The following is a 16,623-nucleotide window of genomic DNA, read 5'->3' on the forward strand; positions in this document are numbered from 1 at the left end:
CTCCGGAGTCGATGTTCGACCGGAGCGTTTCCCGAATCCGAGACCCGCGCGGACGAACAACCGGACGCGCACGCGTCCGTCGTTCGTCGTGGGGATCCGCGGCACGGGGCCAAAGACCAGAGCTTTCGTTACCGAAAGGACTTGGGCTTACCAAACCAAGTCTGCCTTTTCCGACACCCCTTCGATAGCGCGCCAGCGCGCGGGCCGCAACGGCCCCGTTGCACGAGACGCTCGCCCACCATCGGCCTGGATCGCCGTCGCCGACCGGACCGGCATCGGCTGCCCTGCCGGACCTGCGGGACCGCCCTCAGACGAATCGGGTCCGGCGCAGCCGCCGCCAGCCCGCGACGATTCCGGTGGCCGCGATCCCAGCCGCCAGCAGGTTCAGCACCCACTGGGCGGCATCGTGCAGGGGCGGGTTGTCGATCAGCCCCGGCAGGTCGAGGCGGTGGGCCGCGTCGAACAGCCAGCGGTTGATCCGGCCCGAGCGGTCGAGGCGCTGGAGGATCGCGCCGTCGCGGGGATCGATGTGGAGCCACGTGGCGGCCGCATCGGAAAAGCACAGGCGCAGCACCGGGAGCGGCCGCGGGTCGGTCCCGTGCGGGTACCAATAGGCGTCGTAGGCGGTGAGCGGGCGGACCGACCACAGTGCCCCGTCCACGAAACCCCGCGCGGCCGCGGTCGCGATGGTGCCGGCATCGAGGAGGGTCGCACCGTCCAGTCCGACCGCACGGGGGCGGCCGGGTGCTTCCGCGACCACCCACCAGCGTCCGCCGAGGGGCGTGAAGCGCAGGGCGCGGGTCTCCGGCACGGCGAAGCTCCGCAACTGCTGCGGATCGAGCCCGAAGGCCGGGGGGATTCCCGCGTAGGCGGCGCGCAGGTCCGCGGGCGGGCTGGCTGAGGTGAACCAGCGATTCGGGTTCATCGAGATCCAGCCGCTGACGATGAAGGCACACAAGCCCAGCCCACCCGCGAGGCCGAACAGGTGATGCCAGCGCGCGAGCCCGCGGTAGGGCGTCACGTCCCCACCCGCGTAGCGCCGCCGGAGGCGCAGGCGCCAGACCCCGATCGCGAACCCGCTCAGCGCCCCGAGGGCCGCGAAGCCCGAGAGCCACAGCAGGACCGTCCGCCACAGCTCCGCGCGGGCACGCAGCGGCGTTAGGTAGATCCAGTGCGTCACCGCACCGACCCAGTTCCAGGCCCGCTCGGACCGGGTCGTGTCGAGGGCGACAGCGCCGGTCACTTGCGAGACGTAGAGTTCGGTTCCCGCCGCGTCCCCGAGGGCGACCTTGAGGAACGGCCGGAGCGGGTCGTAGCGCGCCGTGACGGTCCACTGATCGCGCGCGACCGGCTCGACCCGCGCCTCCGGCACCCCCTCGGCCACGAGACGCAGCGCGTCTGCGGGCGTCAGCGGGCCGAGCCGTTCCCCGGTCCGCGCCGAGACCGTCGCACGCGCCCCGTCGCGGCCGGCGATCCGATAGACCGGCTCGTCGCCCCGCATCTCCAGATCGAACTCGGCCGGCACACCGCCGAGCCCGCCGGCGCGGAGCGCCTCATCCGGTGCGACCGCGACCCGATCCCAGGCGATCGGGGCGAGCCGCGCCAAGCGCTCGGCTCCGGTGAGCGTCGGGAACGGCACGTAGAGCATCACCAGCCCGGAAAAGATCCACAGGGCGAAGAACAGCCCGGCGGTGATCCCGGCCCAGCGATGGAACAGGAGCAGCCAGCGCCGCCCCGCCTTGCCGAGCCGTCGCCGCAGGCTCACCACGTCACCGTGTAGGCGACCTCGACCGAGCGCGGGCGCCCGAGCAGCCAGTTGGTGCCGACCCCGTTCACCGCGTTGCCGCTGATCGCGTAGACCCTGTCGAACAGGTTATAGACCCGCAGGGACAGGCGCGACTCCGCCGTGACCTGACGGTCGAGGACGAGGTTGACGAGATTGTAGGCCGGGCGGCGCGCCGTGTTGCCGAAGTCGCTGTAGACCTGGCCCACGTTCTGCAGCCCGACCCGGGCGGTCCAGGCGCACGCAAAATCCCAAGTCAGCCAGAGGTTGGCGACGCGCTCGGGCACGTCGATCGGCTGATTGCCGGCATACGAGACCGTGGCGCCGTTCACGCCCTGGTCGAACCGGTCGTACTGCGCGTGCAGCAGCGCGAGGTTGCCGTCGAGCCGCCAGCCCGGGGCGAAGCGCCAGCCGAGCGCCAGCTCGAAGCCCTGCGCGGATTGGCTGCCGACCTGCGTGGAGAGCGTCGGCTGGCCCGGAACGGCCGAGATCAGGTTGTCCTTGACGATCCGGTAGCCGGCGATCGTCCATTCCAGGGCGCCGTCGAAGGCCAGACCCTTGGCGCCGATCTCGACCTGATCGCCGGTGGCCAGCTTGAAGCCCGCGAGCGACTGCGACAGCGTGATCAGGCTGTTCACCGGATCGGTGGCGAAGCTGTACTGTGCGTAGAGCGCGCTGTCGGGCGTCGGGCTGTAGACGAGGCCGAACCGGTAGCCGAGGGCACGGTAGGTTTTGTCGAACTGCGAACCGGTCTGCAGGTCCTCCCGGTGGAGGCTCGGCACGTCGAGGCGAACGCCCGTCAGGAACGAGAGCTTGTCGGACAGGATCACCCGGTCCTCGGCGAAGACCGAGGCTTGGCTCGTCTGTGTGGCGTAGGCCGGGCGCGCCCGGCCATTCTGCGGGAAGTATCCCGGATCGTAGCCGGTCAGCGGCACGCTGGTGGTCTGATCGAAATAGAAGTTGTTGGTGTGCCGGAAGTCGATGTGGTTCACGTCGAAGCCGGCCACGAACTGGTTGGGCAACCCGAACAGGCTGCCCCGGACAGTCGCGTCGAGCCGGTCCCCGACCTGCTCCTGGCTGTGATAGATCTCCAGGTAATCGCCCCGGTCCACCAGTCCGGTGCCGCGGTTGTAGGAATACTGCTCGACGTCGAGCCAGTGCCGCCGGCTGGTGAGCCGGTAGGCGGTGTTGCGCACCGTGATGTCGGCCGAGGGCGACCACTCGGTCTTGAGCTGGGTCCAGTTGTCGGCCCAGGTGATCTTCGCGTCGCGGACGTTGTAGTTATTGAACCGGATCATGTCCGGGATCCGGCCCTCGAGCAGCGGCGTGCCCCAGTAGCGGGCAGGCTCCTGGTAGCCGAGGTCGTGGCTCAGCGTGAACGCGAGATCCGCGCTCGGCCGGAACAGCAGGGCGGCCGAGACCGCGAGATTGCGGAAATCGCCCTCGGGCCGGATCCAACCGTCGGCGCGGTTGCCGCTGACGTTGAGGCGATACGCGAAGGTGTCGCCGAATTCCGCCTGGCCGATCGCACCGCCCGAATCGAGGGCGAGCCGCGCGACGCCATCCGTCCCCACCACCGCGCGGGCGGCGTTGATCGGCACGAAGACCGGCCGCTTCGGCACGACGTTGATGACGCCGCCGATCGCGCCGTCGCCGTAGAGCACCGAGGACGGTCCGCGCAGCACCTCGATCCGCTCGACGTTCCACGTGTCGAACGGGAAGGTCACGGTGTTGGCGCCGACGTAGAAGCGTGTGCCGTCGTAGAGCTGCTGGATCGAGTTCGGCCCGGCGAAGCCCCGGGACGTGAACGCGCCGTTGCCGTTGCCGGGCGCCGCGATCGTGGTGATGCCGGTGGCGTCCTGGGTGACGGCCTCGGCGATCGTGTCCTGGCCGCGCAATCGCGCGGTGTCGCCCGACACGATGTCGAGGCTCGCAGGCGTTTCCAGGGGCGTGAGGCCGATCCGGCTCGCGGTGCGGTCCCGCGTGCGCAGGTTGAGGCCGGTCGGGCTGGCGCGGTTCGGATCCCCGCCCTCCCCCTCGACGGAGAGCTGATCCAGGGCGATGCTCTCCTGAGCGGCGGCCGGGCTCGCCAGGAACGCGAGGAGGACGCCGCAAAGCGGAGCCGTACCGCTGGCGCGGGTGCGATGGGTCGACGAGATCATGGGAAACGTGATCCTGGCGCGGTCGGCGCCGGCCCCATGCCGTACAGGAATTGTAATAACATTACAATTTTCCGCCATCCGCGAACGCGGGCGCATCCCAGCGTGGGCAGTCGGTCCGGACGAGTGGAACCGGATGGCGGTGGCGTGAACGGTCATCGGAACGGGCGACGCGGGCGCGCTTGCTGTGGCACGTCACCGCGAACGAGGCCTCGTCGCCCGTGCGCGCACGGGCGTCTCGACACCCGTCAGGACACCCCGCCCGACGCGTTTCGCGTGTGACCACGGTTGACGGCAGGTCTCCTGGCTCGCGGGTCGCCGCCCTGACACCGTCTTCCCGGATCTGGTGATCCAGTGACGTTGTGGTGAAGGGCTCGCCGCTTACAGTTGCGGGGGCAGCCGCGGCCTCGGGGCGAACCCCTCACCGCGTTCCCTTTTGATCCCCGAGGGGAACCGTCGCGGCTGAGCTTGGCCGTGAGCATCCGGCGCGTCAAGCTCTGGGAAAGCGCTACCCGTGGCCGCGGCAACGCGGCATCCGGCAGGCCGTCGTCCTCGGTAGAGCGGCGATCGGATCTGATCGTACGGCGCGGCACAGGCACGATGAAGACTGGAGTTGTACGCCCATAGTTGTGATCTTTGCAAAATATTGTATTTTATAATCAAATCGATTTTATCATTGAACAACGATATGGCTGCCAAATATTCTTAATAGTATAATATTTCCTTGTAAGATCCGCTGCCTTCCATAAATGAGCGCGCCTGTGCTCTATAATCTTCCGCTCGAATGTGATTCGCTTTCAGGACATCCAGGAAAATGACGCGCGAGGTCCATCGTGTTGGTGAGTTATCATTTTTCAGCCTGCGGAAATTGATCGCAGGATCATTCGTGATCTTATTTTTATTGTCTATGATGATCGGAATTTTTGCGATCACGCGGGTCGGTTCGATCAACCGGGCGACACAGTCGGTGGTCGGTGAGATCGATGCCGTCGCGAACCTGGGCCTCATGAACGAGGTGAGCCAGGAACTGCGCGCCCTGGATATCCTCGCCCACAACGCCCGCGGCAAGGACGAGGCGCGGTCTTACACGGCCCAACTCGAGAAGGCGCAGGAAGTCTTCTCGGCCGCCTGGAGCCGCTATGCGCCGACCGTGTCCGGTCCCGAGGAGCAGGCGCTCGCACATCGCCTGAGGGACGCATGGCAGCACTTTCTCGCCGTCGAGAGTCAGGTCTCAGCCCTCGATCGGGCCGGCGAGCGCGCGCTCGCCGACACCGTCGTATTCGGGGCCTTCGGCGCAGACGCCGACGCATTCCGGAAGGCGGTGCGCGCGGTCCTGACTTTTCGTCAGGCGCGCGTCGCCGAGGAGACCGCGGCGACCGACGCTGTCGGACGCAATTCGATGCTCTCGGTGGCCTCCGCCCTGGGCATCGTGGCGATCCTGACCTTCGTCGTCAGCGGCTTCATCATCCGCAGGGTGGCCACGCCGATCATGACGATGACCGGCGTGATGCGGCGCCTCGCGGAGAACGACTCCGACGTGACGGTCCCGGGGGGCGGGCGCACGGACGAGATCGGTGCCATGGCCGGAGCCCTGCGGGTGTTCCAGGACAACATGCGGCGATCCAAGACCCTGGAGCGTGAGGCGGCGGAGGCGCGTGTGGAGGCCGAGGCGCGGAGCCGCCAGGAGATGGTCGCGCTGGCCGGCCGCTTCGAGACGGCCGTGGGCGGGATCGTGAACACGCTCGCCGCAGCTTCCACACAGCTGCGCGGGACGGCCCAGTCGATGACCGGGATCGCCAGCGAGACGGCGATGCAATCCACCGCGGTGGCGAGCGCGGCCGAGGAAGCCGCCGCCAACGTCAACAGGGTGGCGCGCGCGGCCGGGGATCTGGAGACGTCGGTTCGCGAAGTCGGCCGTCAGGCCGAAGTCTCTTCCGCCATGGCCAACGGCGTCGCCGGGGAGGCCGCGCAGACGGCCGCCCTGGTGCAGGCGCTGACCGGCGCGGCGTCACAGATCGGCGACATCGTCGGCATCATCTCCACCCTCGCCAAGCAGACCAATCTGCTGGCCCTGAACGCCACGATCGAGGCCGCCCGTGCCGGGGACGCCGGGCGCGGCTTCGCCGTGGTGGCGTCCGAGGTCAAGGCGCTGGCGGCCCAGACCGCCGCGGCGACGGACGACATCGCGCGCCTCGTGGCGACGATCCAGGGGTCCACCTCGGATGTCGTGGCCGCCATCGGCGGCATCACCAGCCGGATCCAGGACATGAGCGCTGCGGCGGCTTCGATCGCCGCGGCGGTCGAGGAGCAGAACTCCGCGACCCGGGAGATCGCCCGCAACATCACCCAGGCCGCGACCGGAACCGGGGGGGTGACGGCGACGATCACCGGGGTCGCGAGCCGGGCTCAGGATGCCGGGTCCGCCGCCGGTCAGGTGCTGGAGGCGGCCAACGCGCTGTCCGGCCAGGCGGAGAACCTCGGCACCGAGGTCGCGCAGTTCCTCCGCACCATCCGGGCGGCCTGATCCCAGCCCGCACCGCCTCCGGGGTCGTCGACGGCATCGCCGACCTCGCCCCCACGATTCCTCCCAGAGACACGAGCACATGGTGACCACACACGGATTTCCCGCGGCCCCTCCCAGCCGCTTCGGGCGTTCGGCGCGCGCGCTGATCCTCAAAATCGCGCTGGTCGTGGGCGCGTCCCCCGCAGCCGCCGGCACGATCGGCGTCACGATGGTTCCCCCCGAGGCGTTCTTCCAGCTCCTTCGCGACGGGATGCAGGAGCGGGTGAAGGCCCATCCGGGCCAGTCCATGCGATTCGCCCACGCCGAGACCGGGAACGGCGCGAAGCAGATCGAGCAGATCAAGGCGTTCATCCGCGACAAGGTCGACGCGCTGATCGTCCTGCCGGTGGAGGCCGCCGCCACCAAGGAGATCACCCGGCTCGCGCAGGAGGCCGACATCCCCCTGGTCTACGTGAACAACGGACCGCGCGAGGATTGGTTTGCCGGGCGGGTGGCGCTCGCCCTCCCGAACGACCTCGTCGCCGGTCGCCTGCAGATGACCATGCTGGCGCAGATGATGAATGGCCAGGGACGGCTCGCGATCATCCGGGGCCCGGCGTCTCACTCGGCTTCGGCCCTGCGGACGCAGGGCGTCAAGGAGGTCCTGGCGGACTTCGCCGGCATCACGGTCGTCGAAGAGGCCCCCGCGGACTGGGACCGGAAGCAGGCCGCGGCCCTCGTGTCGAGATGGCTCGCCAACGGCCGGAAGATCGACGCGATCGCCGCCAACAACGACGAGATGGCCATGGGCGCCGCGGATGCGCTGGAGGCGGCCAAGATCCCCCTGGGACAGATCCTGATCGGTGGTGTGGATGGGACGCGCGACGGCATCGCGGCCATGCACCGCGAGCGGATCCACGTGACCGTCTTCCAGGACGCGGCGCTGGAAGGCGGGCGCGCGGTCGACGACGCGGTCAAGCTGATCCGGCACGAGCCGGTCCAGCAATACGATTGGATCCCGTTCGACCTCGTCACCGACAAGACGCTGCCGCGCTATCTCGGGATGTGGGCCTGCGGAAACTGCGCGGACGAAGCACCCCGCGGCGAGCGCCCCACCGACGGACAATAGAAGACCAAGCCGGGATTGCCGGGTCGAGCCTTTCCATAGAGCAAGCAGATCTGCCTTGCCGGTCGGACCCAAGGCTGTGTGCGCCGTTGCGCGGGGACAGCCTCGGGGGCCTGCCGACCCTTCGGCAACGGGGTCGCGGGCGCCTGGCCGTGGCACGTCACCCCGTCCGCCGCGTCCCGCCTGTGACCATGGCTGGCGGCAGGTCCGCCGGCTCGCGGATCGCCGCCCTGACGCCGTCTTTCCGGGCCGCTCGACCCAGTGTCGTGGCGGTGAAGGGCTCGTCGCTTGCCGTTGCGAAGGATGCTATCTCGGTCTTGAGATCTCAAAAGTCATATCTTTTCCGATATGTTCGTAAAATGTGCCGCAATATATCTATCAACACCACCGATATAATGTCTTATCATGCACTTATGATTTAATTTAGATAGGTCAGGCGCGATCATCGAACCTCGTTCCGTGTTCCGCGTAGTTAATAAATCTGCTTCAGCTGGAGAGGATCGCGAAAGATAACTGGGTTTTGATTTCGAGTTGTAGTCGAAGATACGTATCGCCCCGAGATCTCTCGCGACAAAGGTATGCCGACTATGCCCTATCGACTGCAGAATCCCGGCCATCCTGGCCGCTACGTTCTCCGGAACGTCATCGAGCCGCGCGACCTGACCGTCATGGATGCGGCCGGACGGCTTCACGCCTCGCGCTGCTGCCGGATGCCGGCGCCTGGGTCTTTGAGTCTGACGATCGGTGTGCGGTCTCGGGCTTGCCGCATCGGCGAAGCTCACGACTGCTCGCCGTATCGAGAAAGACGGCCCGTGACCGGGCCGCCCGGCAATCGGTCCCGCGCCTTTGCCGCGACCTGTCCGCAATGCTAGACCCTCCCCTCCCTCGGTCCGCACGGTCCCGCGAAGCGGAGGCGGCTGCGCCCGGATGGTCCGTCCGCAGCGGGACGGGTTCTGGCAGAGTCATGACGACACGACCCCCCTCACGCGGCGGCCCGAAGGGACGCAGGTCCCCGCCCGGCGCCGTTCGGCCCGACGGGCGTGCCCGCACGGGCCCCCGCACCAGCGCCCGCGACGCCGCCGAACGCGCGGCCCGCAACCGCTGTGACGATGCCGGGGCCCGCGATCCCTGGACGGCACGAACCGCCGAGCGTGCTGCCCCAGCCACGAAGAAACCGGCGCCGCGCGCCGCGTCCGGCGAGGCGCGCGGCCAGCCTGCCGCCGCCACGCGGAAGGGGCCGTCGCGGCTCGGGACCAAAGCCGTCGCCGCGCGGCCCGGTCCGACGGAGCGCCCCCCCGCCCCCCAGGCCGGACCGACCCGGCGCGAGCAGCGCGCGGCCGCATCCGCGACCCTGGCCTCCGGGGTGCAGACCCTGACGGTCGAGGCGGACGAGGCCGGCATGCGGATCGACCGGTTCCTCACGGCCCGGTTCCCGCTCCTGCCCTTCACCCGGGTGCAGAGCATCGTCCGCAAGGGCGAGCTGCGCGTCGACGGCAAGCGCGCCAAGCCCAACGACCGGCTGGAGCCCGGCATGAGCGTGCGCGTGCCGCCGCTCCGCCTCGATCAGCCGACCGAGCGCCCGCGCAACGCCGGGCGCGACCAGGACGACGCCGACTTCATCCGCTCGCTGATCCTTTACGAGGATGCCGACATGATGATCCTGAACAAGCCCTTCGGCCTCGCGGTCCAGGGCGGTTCGGGGACGGTCCGGCACGTGGACGGGCTGCTGGCGGCGCTCACCGGCCCGGATGGCCAGAAGCCCCGCCTCGTCCACCGGCTCGACAAGGACACGGCCGGCTGCCTGATCGTCGCCAAGACTAGGCTCGCCGCCGCGACGCTCGCCAAGAGTTTTCGCTCACGGGCCGCGCGAAAGATTTACTGGGCGCTCACCGCCGGCGTGCCGCGGGTCCGCCAGGGGCGGGTCTCGACCTATCTGGCGAAGGACGAGCCGACCGATGCCGACGCGCGGATGCGCGTCGCCAAGCATGGCGACGAGGGCGCGAGTCACGCGCTCACCTACTACGCGATGGTCGATCAGGCGGCGCAGAAGCTGTCCTGGCTGTCGTTCAAGCCGGTGACGGGCCGCACCCACCAGTTGCGCGCCCACGCGGCCCATATCGGCCACCCGATCGTGGGGGATCCGAAATACTTCTCGGTCGAGAACTGGGAGCTGCCGGGCGGAATCCAGAACCGCCTCCACCTGCTCGCCCGGCGGATCGTGATCCCGCACCCGCGCACCGGCAAGCCCGTGGACGTCAGCGCCCCGTTGCCGCCCCACATGGCCCAGAGCTGGAACCTCCTCGGCTTCGACGCCGCCCGCTACGACCCGATCGTCGAGGCGCCGGAGGCCTGAGACCGCAGCCAGGGCACGATCGCCGCCGCCAGGGCATCGGGCGCTTCCATCGGCAGCATGTGCCCCGATCCCTCGATGACCGTCAGGGTCGCACCGGGGATGCCGTCGCGGAGTTCCAGCGCCTCGTCGCGGCTGCGCAGGGCATCCTGGGCGGCCGCGACCACCAGGGTCGGGCAGGCGATCCGGCCGAGCTCCGCCCGGTCGGACCCGCGGGCCTGTCCGGCTTGACGCAGGAAGACCGCGCCGCCGAGCCGGTCGCCCATTGCCCGGATGCGCGCGATCAGGGCGGCATCGCCCGCGCGCGCCGGATGCACCGATTGCAGGATCGCGCCCCGGCTGAGGCCGGCGAAGCCCCGGCTTCGGACGTGCGCGACCGCGGCGGCCTTCCGCTGCGCCTGGGCCGGCGTGTCTGCCCGGGCCGAGGTGGCGATGAGCACCAGGGCGTGCACCCGGTCCGGCACGCGGCGGGCGATCGCGCGGGCCACGTAGCCGCCCATGGAGAAGCCGATGAGGGCAAATCGGGCCGGCGCCTCCGCGATCGCCCGTTCCGCCATGGCGTGAATCGTGGCGTCCCGGCTCGGATCGCCGTACGTGACCGGGCCGATCTGGGCGAGGTCATCGGCAAGATCGGACCACAGGTCGCTATCCGTCATGAAGCCGGGAAGCAGCAGAAGATTCATTGCAGGAGCGTCGTCCCTATCCCGGCCGCGTTCAGGCCGATGAAATCTCCGGTGAAACGCGGATCACGATCCGGATGTCGCCCGGGTCTCATGTCCGGCCCCCGTCTTGGCAAGGGGAGGCGCCGCCTCATATGCTGCCGCGCGCCGCCGATCCGCCGCGGCGCTGGTCCCCGGCTTGAGACTCTGAACGCATGAAGCTCGCGATGCTGGCCTGCCTCGCCGCCCTGTGCCTCGCCGGGCCGATCGCGCACGCCGCACCCGGCGAGGCCTCCAAGCCGGCCATGCCGGAGACCGGCGCCAGGCCGGTCGAGACCGCGATGCCGCATTCGCCCGGCGAGGCGGCGCCCGCGCAGGCCCGGCAGGGCACCAGCGCCCGGGTTGAACGCCGACGCCGCTCCTACGCGGCCTGCAACCGGGCCTCGCATCAGCGCGGGCTGCGCGGCGGCAAGCGCCGGCGCTTCCTGATCCGGTGCCGGCTCGGCTACGAGCGGACCCGCGGCCAATCGGGTCAATCTGCGGGGCAATCCGCGGGATCGGCCGCGGGGCAGCCGGGGCAGCCCGCCGGGCAATCGGTACAACCGGGCCGGAAGCCGTGATGCGGTCCGGCAGACGCGCATGCCGGTCGGCCGACCCGTCTCCGGCCCGATGCCGGCGATGAGGCTCGTGGTCTTCGATGTCGATGGGACGCTCGTCGACAGCCAGCACCTGATCGTCGCGGCGCAGGGCCTCGCCTTCGCGGAGAACGGCCTGCCCGCCCCCGGGCGGCGGGAAGCCCTGTCGGTCGTGGGCCTCTCGCTGCCGCAGGCGTTCCGCCGCCTCGTCGGCGATGACGGGCCGATCACCGAACTCTCGGAGAGCTACAAGCTGGCCTACAACCGGCTGCGGCTCGATCCCGCCTATGCGGAGCCGCTGTTCCCCGGCATGGCCGAGCTCCTGGCCCGGCTGCGGGCGCGCGACGACCTCCTGATCGGGCTGGCCACCGGCAAGTCGCGGCGCGGCGTCGACCGGCTCGTCGCGCATCATGGCTGGACGGATTGGTTCGTCACGACGCAGAGCGCTGACGACGCGCCGTCCAAGCCCGATCCGACCATGCTCCGGCAGGCCATGGACGCGGCCGGCTGCGCGCCGGAGGCTACCGTGATGGTCGGCGACACCACCTTCGACATCGCCATGGGGGTCGCGGCCGGCGCCGAGGCCGTCGGGGTGGCCTGGGGCTACCATCCGCCCGAGGCGCTCTACGAGGCGGGTGCCGCTTTCGTGGTGCCGAGCGCCGGCGCGCTGGAGGCCCGGCTCCTCGACGCCGCGGCCGCGCGTCCCTGAGGCTCGCGCGCGAGCCCGGGAAGGCCTATCTCGCTGCCATGAGCGATGAGACGACAGACTGGCTTGGCCAGCCGCGCGACGACGAGACAGCCGACCCGGTGCGGGCCGCCCGCGGCCACGCCAAGCCCGCCCTGCCCCGGCGGTTCTACACGGAGGCCGGCTTTGCGGAGGATCCGGACGGGTTCCGCCTGACCCTCGACGGCCGACCGGCCAACACGCCGGCCCGCAACCCGCTGCGCCTGCCCACCCGCGCCCTGGCCGAGCGGGTCGCGGCCGAATGGGCGGCCCAGGACCAGCAGGTCGATCCGTCCCGGATGCCCCTGACGCGCCTTGCCAACACGGCGATCGACGGCGTCGCCCCCCGGCTGGATGCGGTCGCCGCGGACCTGAGCGCCTATGCCGGCACCGATCTGGTCGCCTACCGGGCCGGGGATCCGGAGCGGCTGGTGGCGGCGCAGGCCGCGTCCTGGGATCCGGTCCTCGCCTGGGCGCGGGAGACGTTCGGCGCCCGGGTGATCCTGAGCGAGGGTGTGATGCACGTCACCCAGCCCGCCGACACGGTGGGGGCGCTCACCGCCGCGGTGGCCGAGGTGACCGACCCGTTCCGCCTCGCCGGCCTGCACACGCTGACGACGCTCACCGGTTCCCTCCTGATCGCGCTGGCGGTGCTCAGGGGCCGTCTCACGCCGGCGGAAGCCTGGGCCGCCGCCCATGTCGACGAGACCTATCAGGCGGAGGTCTGGGGCCGCGATGCCGAGGCGGAGGCGCGTCTCGCGGCCCGCCGCGCCGAGTTCGAGGCCGCTGCCGACTTCGTCGAGGCCCGTCGCTGAACGAGCCGGTCCCACCGATGCACGCGCGCAACAATCCGAAACTTGCGGCGCAAGTCCCGTACCGACGGCTGACTCGGCCCGAAGACTGTTTTAAGGTCGAGTCCCGTCGTGTTCGGGTCGACCATGTGTGCCGCTCAGTCCGTCCCGTGCAGCTTCGAGGGTGAGATGACCGCGCTCGCCGCGCGTGTACAGTCGTTCGGCGATAGGCGTGATCGCTATGCACTGTTCGATGCCCTGCGCGACCTCGAAGATCGGGCCCTGACCGAGGGCGCCTCGGGTTCCACGCTGCGCAAGATTGCGGAAATCCGCTTCTTTGCCGGGATCCTGCGTGAGGCGGTGCGCCCCTTCCCGCTGATGTCCCTCCGGACGGTGCTGCGGGTCTGCGGATCCGGCGACAAGTGCGTGGGCGGCTCCGCGACCGTGGGGCGCGAGACCTGAGGACGGCGCCGGACGAGCCTTACGCCGCCGCGGCGAGCGCCGCCTGAACCTCCGCCTCCAGGGCGGCCGGCTTCGTGCCGGGGGCGTAGCGGGCGAGGACCCGGCCGTCGCGCCCCACGAGGAACTTCGTGAAATTCCACTTCACCGCCCGCGTGCCGAGCAGCCCGCGTCGGGCGCGGGTGAGATACGTGAAAAGGGGCTCGGCCCCGGATCCGTTCACTGCAACCTTCGCGAGCACGGGGAAGCTGACATCGTATTGCAGGGTGCAGAAGCGCGCGATCTCGGCGGCGTCGCCGGGTTCCTGCGCCGCGAACTGGTTGCAGGGAAAGCCCAGGATCGTCAGGCCGGTCTCCCGGTGCCGCCGCCAGAGCGCTTCGAGCCCCTCGTATTGCGGGGTGAAGCCGCAGCGCGAGGCCGTGTTCACGATCAGCAACACCTCGCCGCGATGCTGCGCGAGCGGATAGGGCGTCCCATCGGCAGCGGTGACGCTGAAATCGTAAACCGTCGTCATGCGGGATCTGTCGAGCAAAGCCGTCCGGTCCGCAAGATGGGCCGTGCCAGCCCGTGGCGGACGCGCGGCGGGACGATGCGTCGCGGCGTGGTGAGCGATGAAGGCCTGTGGCTCAGAGGCACGGGCGCAATCGGTATGTGCAATCGGTCAATCGCAGCAAAGCGCTGCGGCATGGCTGCGAGCGAAGGTTGACCGTACCCCCTGCCTCGACGTCATCCGAGGACGTGGCGGCCGCGCTTTCACGTCAGGCCATGACGGCTGTTCCGCGCTGGACACGGAGGGAACTGAACTGGCGGCCCGGCTCGAGGCTATCCGGATCGCCCTGAGCGAGGACCGGCGCATCGCGGTGACCGATGAATCGGGCCTCATCCTGATCCGGACGACCGTCCCGGTGACCGGATCCCAGGTGATGCGCCGCTGCTCCGGCGCGGACCGCTGAGCGCGGCGGCTCGCTCAGGCCGGGACCTTCTCCACGTCGAAGCTCGGCCCCTGCGGCGTCATCCGCTCCCGGGAGACGATGCGCTCCCGGGGCGAGACCTCCCCGAGACTCACGTCTCGGTCCGGCAGGACGACCGTGGTGGTCTTGTTCACGTGGACCAGCACGTGGCGGCGCAGCGGCACCGAGGCCGCGGCCCAGCGCTTGAGCTGGCCGTAATAGGGCTCGCGCCGCCATGCATTGGCCTGTCCGGGATCGACCTGCACGTTCATGTTCCGGGTGAGCGGATCCAGGGCGAGCACCATCTTGGCGCGATCGGGCTTCCATTCCGGGCCGAGCCAGCTCTCCGTCATCCACAGGCAGTGGAAGGCGCGGCAATGGTCGGGCCTCGTGGCGTGGATGGCGCAGCCCTGCCCGGCCCGCGTGTGGCGGCACCACTGGCCGGCCACGCTCTCGACCGCCGGCACGTCGTAGACCTTGCAGCAGAGCGTGCAGGCCCCGCAGGCGCGGCCCGGGGCGGGCTGGGCGACGAAGGATTCGGGTTCGAGCATGGCGCGTCCGGCATGCATCCGGCAACGGCCGGAGGCGGGTCCGCCGGGCTACCTGCCGGTGCATCGGGTCGGTAGTGTGGCGGATCCCCTCGCACGAGGACCTTGCGACCGATGCTCTCCAATCTCGCGACCCGCGACGTCGAAACCCTGCTCCACCCCTACACCAACCTGTCGACGCACCGGCAGACCGGCCCGCTGGTCCTGGAGCGTGGCCAGGGTGTCCACGTCTACGACACGGAGGGACGCGCCTATATCGAAGGCATGTCGGGCCTGTGGTGCACGGCGCTCGGCTACTCGAACGCCGAACTGGTCGAGGCCGCCCAGGCGCAGATGGCGCGGCTGCCCTTCACCCACCTGTTCTCCGGCCGCAGCCACGATCCGGGGATCGAGCTCGCCGAGACGCTCAAGGAACTGATGCCGGTCCCGACCTCGAAGATTTTCTTCACGTCGTCCGGGTCGGAGGCCAATGATACGCAGGTGAAGCTCACTTGGTATTACAACAACGCGCTTGGCCGGCCGAAGAAGAAAAAGATCATCGCGCGGCAGAAGGGCTATCACGGTGTCACGGTGGCGAGCGCCTCGATGACTGGCCTGACGGCGAACCACGCGGATTGGGACCTGCCGCTGCCGGGCTTCCTGCACGTATCCTGCGCGCACCATTACCGCGGCGCCGAGCCGGGGGAGAGCGAGGAGGCCTATTCGGCCCGCCTCGCCGCCGAATTGGAAGAGACGATCCTGCGCGAGGGGCCGGACACGGTGGCGGCGTTCATTGCCGAGCCGGTGATGGGCGCGGGCGGGGCGATCGTGCCGCCCCGGGGCTATTTTTCCGCGATCCAGGCGGTGCTGGCGCAGTACGACGTCCGGCTGATCGCCGACGAGGTGATCTGCGGCTTCGGCCGGTGCGGCACGTGGTTCGGCAGCGAGGCGCTGGGTGTCCGGCCGGACTCGATCTCCTTCGCCAAGGCGCTGACCTCGGCCTACATGCCCCTCGGCGGCGTCAGCATCGACGCGCCGCTCTACGACGCGATGGTCAGCCAGAGCGAGAAGCTCGGCACATTCGGCCACGGCACCACCTATTCGGGGCACCCCGTGGCCGCCGCGGTGGCGCTGAAGGCGATCGAGATCTACCGGCGCGACCGGATCATCGAGGCCGCCGCCGAGAAGGCACCGCATTTCCAGCGCCGGCTCGCGGCGCTCGCCGAGCATGCCATCGTGGGCGAGGCCAACGGAATCGGGCTGATCGGCGGGTTGGAGATCGTCGCCGACAAGGCGAGCAAGCGGCAATACGACCCGAAGATGGGGGTGGCCGCCCGCTGTGTGGCCTTCGCGCAGGGCGAGGGTCTGATCGTGCGGGCGCTGGCCGGCGACCGGGTCGCCGTCTGCCCGCCCCTGATCATCGCGCCGGACGAGATCGACGCCCTGTTCGACCGCCTGGGCCGCGCGCTGGACCGCACGCGGGACTGGATCCGGGCGGAGGGGCTGGAGGCGATGCCGGGGTGAGCCGGTCCGCGCTGTCCTCCGGGATTGATGCCCCCCGCAGGTCTGACCGGTAATCCCGGATGTTTTTAAAGGGCCCAGCCCCTTGGCGGGTTCTCAGGGCGGAGTCCTGAGAGCTTGGCCAGGGCTCCGCCCTGGACCCGCGAAAGGGCCCGGCCTTTCGAAACCCGGAACGTCTCGCAGCCCGTTGGTACGGTGCCTGTTATCGAAGGGCGGTGCCCGGCCGTCGCGAACCAAGCCGCCAGGGCTGGGCGGCCCTCCCGGCCCGCTGAGGCCTGGAAAGGCGGCGCGAGGTAGCCCAGGGCCCAGGCGAGGCGTTCCTGTCTCGTATCTTGGTCGGGCAGGGGGGCCCGACCGTGCGCCAACGGGTCCAGCTCCGCCGCGAGCATGCCGGTCTGGCCCTCATCCCAGGCCTGCCCGCCCTTGCTCCTCTGGG

At 70.0% G+C, this 16,623-nt stretch carries 13 protein-coding genes and 1 riboswitch; of the genes, 8 read left to right on the forward strand and 5 right to left on the reverse strand.

The genetic code is table 11. From position 1 onward, the window contains the following. Positions 1 to 307 precede the first annotated feature (307 nt). Together MKK75_RS28305 and MKK75_RS28310 are read right to left on the reverse strand one after the other, a co-directional pair. Positions 308 to 1,768, reverse strand: coding sequence for a PepSY domain-containing protein (locus MKK75_RS28305; protein WP_244045813.1), 1,461 nt, complete (start codon positions 1,766 to 1,768; stop codon positions 308 to 310). Continuing rightward, complete coding sequence (locus MKK75_RS28310) at positions 1,762 to 3,945, reverse strand: TonB-dependent receptor (RefSeq protein ID WP_244045814.1); 2,184 nt, start codon at positions 3,943 to 3,945, stop codon at positions 1,762 to 1,764. Before MKK75_RS28310 ends, MKK75_RS28305 begins: the two co-directional genes overlap by 7 nt. Positions 3,946 to 4,217: 272 nt before the next feature. Continuing rightward, positions 4,218 to 4,415: riboswitch (cobalamin riboswitch) on the reverse strand. Between the two features lie 341 nt (positions 4,416 to 4,756). Between MKK75_RS28310 and MKK75_RS28315 the strand changes: the two genes are divergently transcribed. The 3 genes from MKK75_RS28315 to MKK75_RS28325 all read left to right on the forward strand — a co-directional run bounded on the left by MKK75_RS28315 (position 4,757) and on the right by MKK75_RS28325 (position 9,924). Continuing rightward, positions 4,757 to 6,466, forward strand: a complete 1,710-nt coding sequence (locus tag MKK75_RS28315) for a methyl-accepting chemotaxis protein (protein ID WP_279594193.1) — start codon at positions 4,757 to 4,759, stop codon at positions 6,464 to 6,466. Positions 6,467 to 6,545: 79 nt separating this feature from the next. Next, entirely contained in the window at positions 6,546 to 7,574 is a 1,029-nt protein-coding gene (locus MKK75_RS28320) for a substrate-binding domain-containing protein (protein ID WP_244045815.1), read from the forward strand. Positions 7,575 to 8,535: 961 nt separating this feature from the next. Beyond that, positions 8,536 to 9,924, forward strand: coding sequence for an RluA family pseudouridine synthase (locus tag MKK75_RS28325; RefSeq protein ID WP_244045816.1), 1,389 nt, complete (start codon positions 8,536 to 8,538; stop codon positions 9,922 to 9,924). Here MKK75_RS28325 and MKK75_RS28330 read toward each other — a convergent pair. After that, positions 9,891 to 10,604, reverse strand: a complete 714-nt coding sequence (locus MKK75_RS28330; RefSeq protein WP_244045817.1) for an alpha/beta fold hydrolase — start codon at positions 10,602 to 10,604, stop codon at positions 9,891 to 9,893. The two genes, MKK75_RS28325 and MKK75_RS28330, sit on opposite strands and share 34 nt — an antisense overlap. A 191-nt stretch (positions 10,605 to 10,795) precedes the next feature. Between MKK75_RS28330 and MKK75_RS28335 the strand changes: the two genes are divergently transcribed. The 4 genes from MKK75_RS28335 (at position 10,796) to MKK75_RS28350 (ending at position 13,192) form a co-directional block, all read left to right on the forward strand. Continuing rightward, on the forward strand, positions 10,796 to 11,200 hold the full coding sequence (locus MKK75_RS28335) for a hypothetical protein (protein WP_244045818.1): 405 nt from the start codon (positions 10,796 to 10,798) through the stop codon (positions 11,198 to 11,200). A gap of 58 nt (positions 11,201 to 11,258) precedes the next feature. After that, positions 11,259 to 11,924: an HAD-IA family hydrolase gene (locus MKK75_RS28340; protein ID WP_244045819.1), complete on the forward strand. Its 666-nt coding sequence runs from the start codon at positions 11,259 to 11,261 to the stop codon at positions 11,922 to 11,924. Between the two features lie 38 nt (positions 11,925 to 11,962). Continuing rightward, entirely contained in the window at positions 11,963 to 12,754 is a 792-nt protein-coding gene (locus tag MKK75_RS28345; protein ID WP_244045820.1) for an ATP12 family chaperone protein, read from the forward strand. Between the two features lie 165 nt (positions 12,755 to 12,919). After that, positions 12,920 to 13,192, forward strand: a complete 273-nt coding sequence (locus MKK75_RS28350; RefSeq protein WP_244045821.1) for a hypothetical protein — start codon at positions 12,920 to 12,922, stop codon at positions 13,190 to 13,192. 19 nt (positions 13,193 to 13,211) lie between these two features. Here MKK75_RS28350 and MKK75_RS28355 read toward each other — a convergent pair whose 3' ends face one another. Both MKK75_RS28355 and MKK75_RS28360 read right to left on the reverse strand, forming a co-directional pair. Next, entirely contained in the window at positions 13,212 to 13,703 is a 492-nt protein-coding gene (locus tag MKK75_RS28355) for a glutathione peroxidase (protein WP_244045822.1), read from the reverse strand. A 453-nt stretch (positions 13,704 to 14,156) separates the two neighbouring features. Continuing rightward, a complete protein-coding gene (locus MKK75_RS28360) occupies positions 14,157 to 14,690 on the reverse strand; it encodes a hypothetical protein (RefSeq protein WP_244045823.1) in 534 nt (177 codons plus the stop codon). Positions 14,691 to 14,801: 111 nt separating this feature from the next. On the opposite strand from MKK75_RS28360, the gene MKK75_RS28365 reads away from it, so the two are divergent. Further along, positions 14,802 to 16,190, forward strand: a complete 1,389-nt coding sequence (locus MKK75_RS28365) for an aminotransferase (protein WP_244045824.1) — start codon at positions 14,802 to 14,804, stop codon at positions 16,188 to 16,190. Positions 16,191 to 16,623: the final 433 nt, after the last annotated feature.

It is taken from the genome of Methylobacterium sp. J-030, assembly GCF_022829545.1.
In the GTDB taxonomy this organism is placed as follows: Bacteria; Pseudomonadota; Alphaproteobacteria; order Rhizobiales; family Beijerinckiaceae; genus Methylobacterium.

What these genes read in the sequence shown, in the direction of transcription:
- MKK75_RS28345 (WP_244045820.1), top strand. Translation starts at nt 11,963, where the DNA reads ATGAGCGATGAGACGACAGACTGGCTTGGCCAGCCGCGCGACGACGAG.
- MKK75_RS28365 (WP_244045824.1), top strand. Translation starts at nt 14,802, where the DNA reads ATGCTCTCCAATCTCGCGACCCGCGACGTCGAAACCCTGCTCCACCCC.
- MKK75_RS28350 (WP_244045821.1), top strand. Translation starts at nt 12,920, where the DNA reads ATGACCGCGCTCGCCGCGCGTGTACAGTCGTTCGGCGATAGGCGTGAT.
- MKK75_RS28360 (WP_244045823.1), bottom strand. Translation starts at nt 14,690, where the DNA reads ATGCTCGAACCCGAATCCTTCGTCGCCCAGCCCGCCCCGGGCCGCGCC.
- MKK75_RS28355 (WP_244045822.1), bottom strand. Translation starts at nt 13,703, where the DNA reads ATGACGACGGTTTACGATTTCAGCGTCACCGCTGCCGATGGGACGCCC.
- MKK75_RS28330 (WP_244045817.1), bottom strand. Translation starts at nt 10,604, where the DNA reads ATGAATCTTCTGCTGCTTCCCGGCTTCATGACGGATAGCGACCTGTGG.
- MKK75_RS28335 (WP_244045818.1), top strand. Translation starts at nt 10,796, where the DNA reads ATGAAGCTCGCGATGCTGGCCTGCCTCGCCGCCCTGTGCCTCGCCGGG.
- MKK75_RS28310 (WP_244045814.1), bottom strand. Translation starts at nt 3,945, where the DNA reads ATGATCTCGTCGACCCATCGCACCCGCGCCAGCGGTACGGCTCCGCTT.
- MKK75_RS28315 (WP_279594193.1), top strand. Translation starts at nt 4,757, where the DNA reads ATGACGCGCGAGGTCCATCGTGTTGGTGAGTTATCATTTTTCAGCCTG.
- MKK75_RS28320 (WP_244045815.1), top strand. Translation starts at nt 6,546, where the DNA reads ATGGTGACCACACACGGATTTCCCGCGGCCCCTCCCAGCCGCTTCGGG.
- MKK75_RS28325 (WP_244045816.1), top strand. Translation starts at nt 8,536, where the DNA reads ATGACGACACGACCCCCCTCACGCGGCGGCCCGAAGGGACGCAGGTCC.
- MKK75_RS28340 (WP_244045819.1), top strand. Translation starts at nt 11,259, where the DNA reads ATGAGGCTCGTGGTCTTCGATGTCGATGGGACGCTCGTCGACAGCCAG.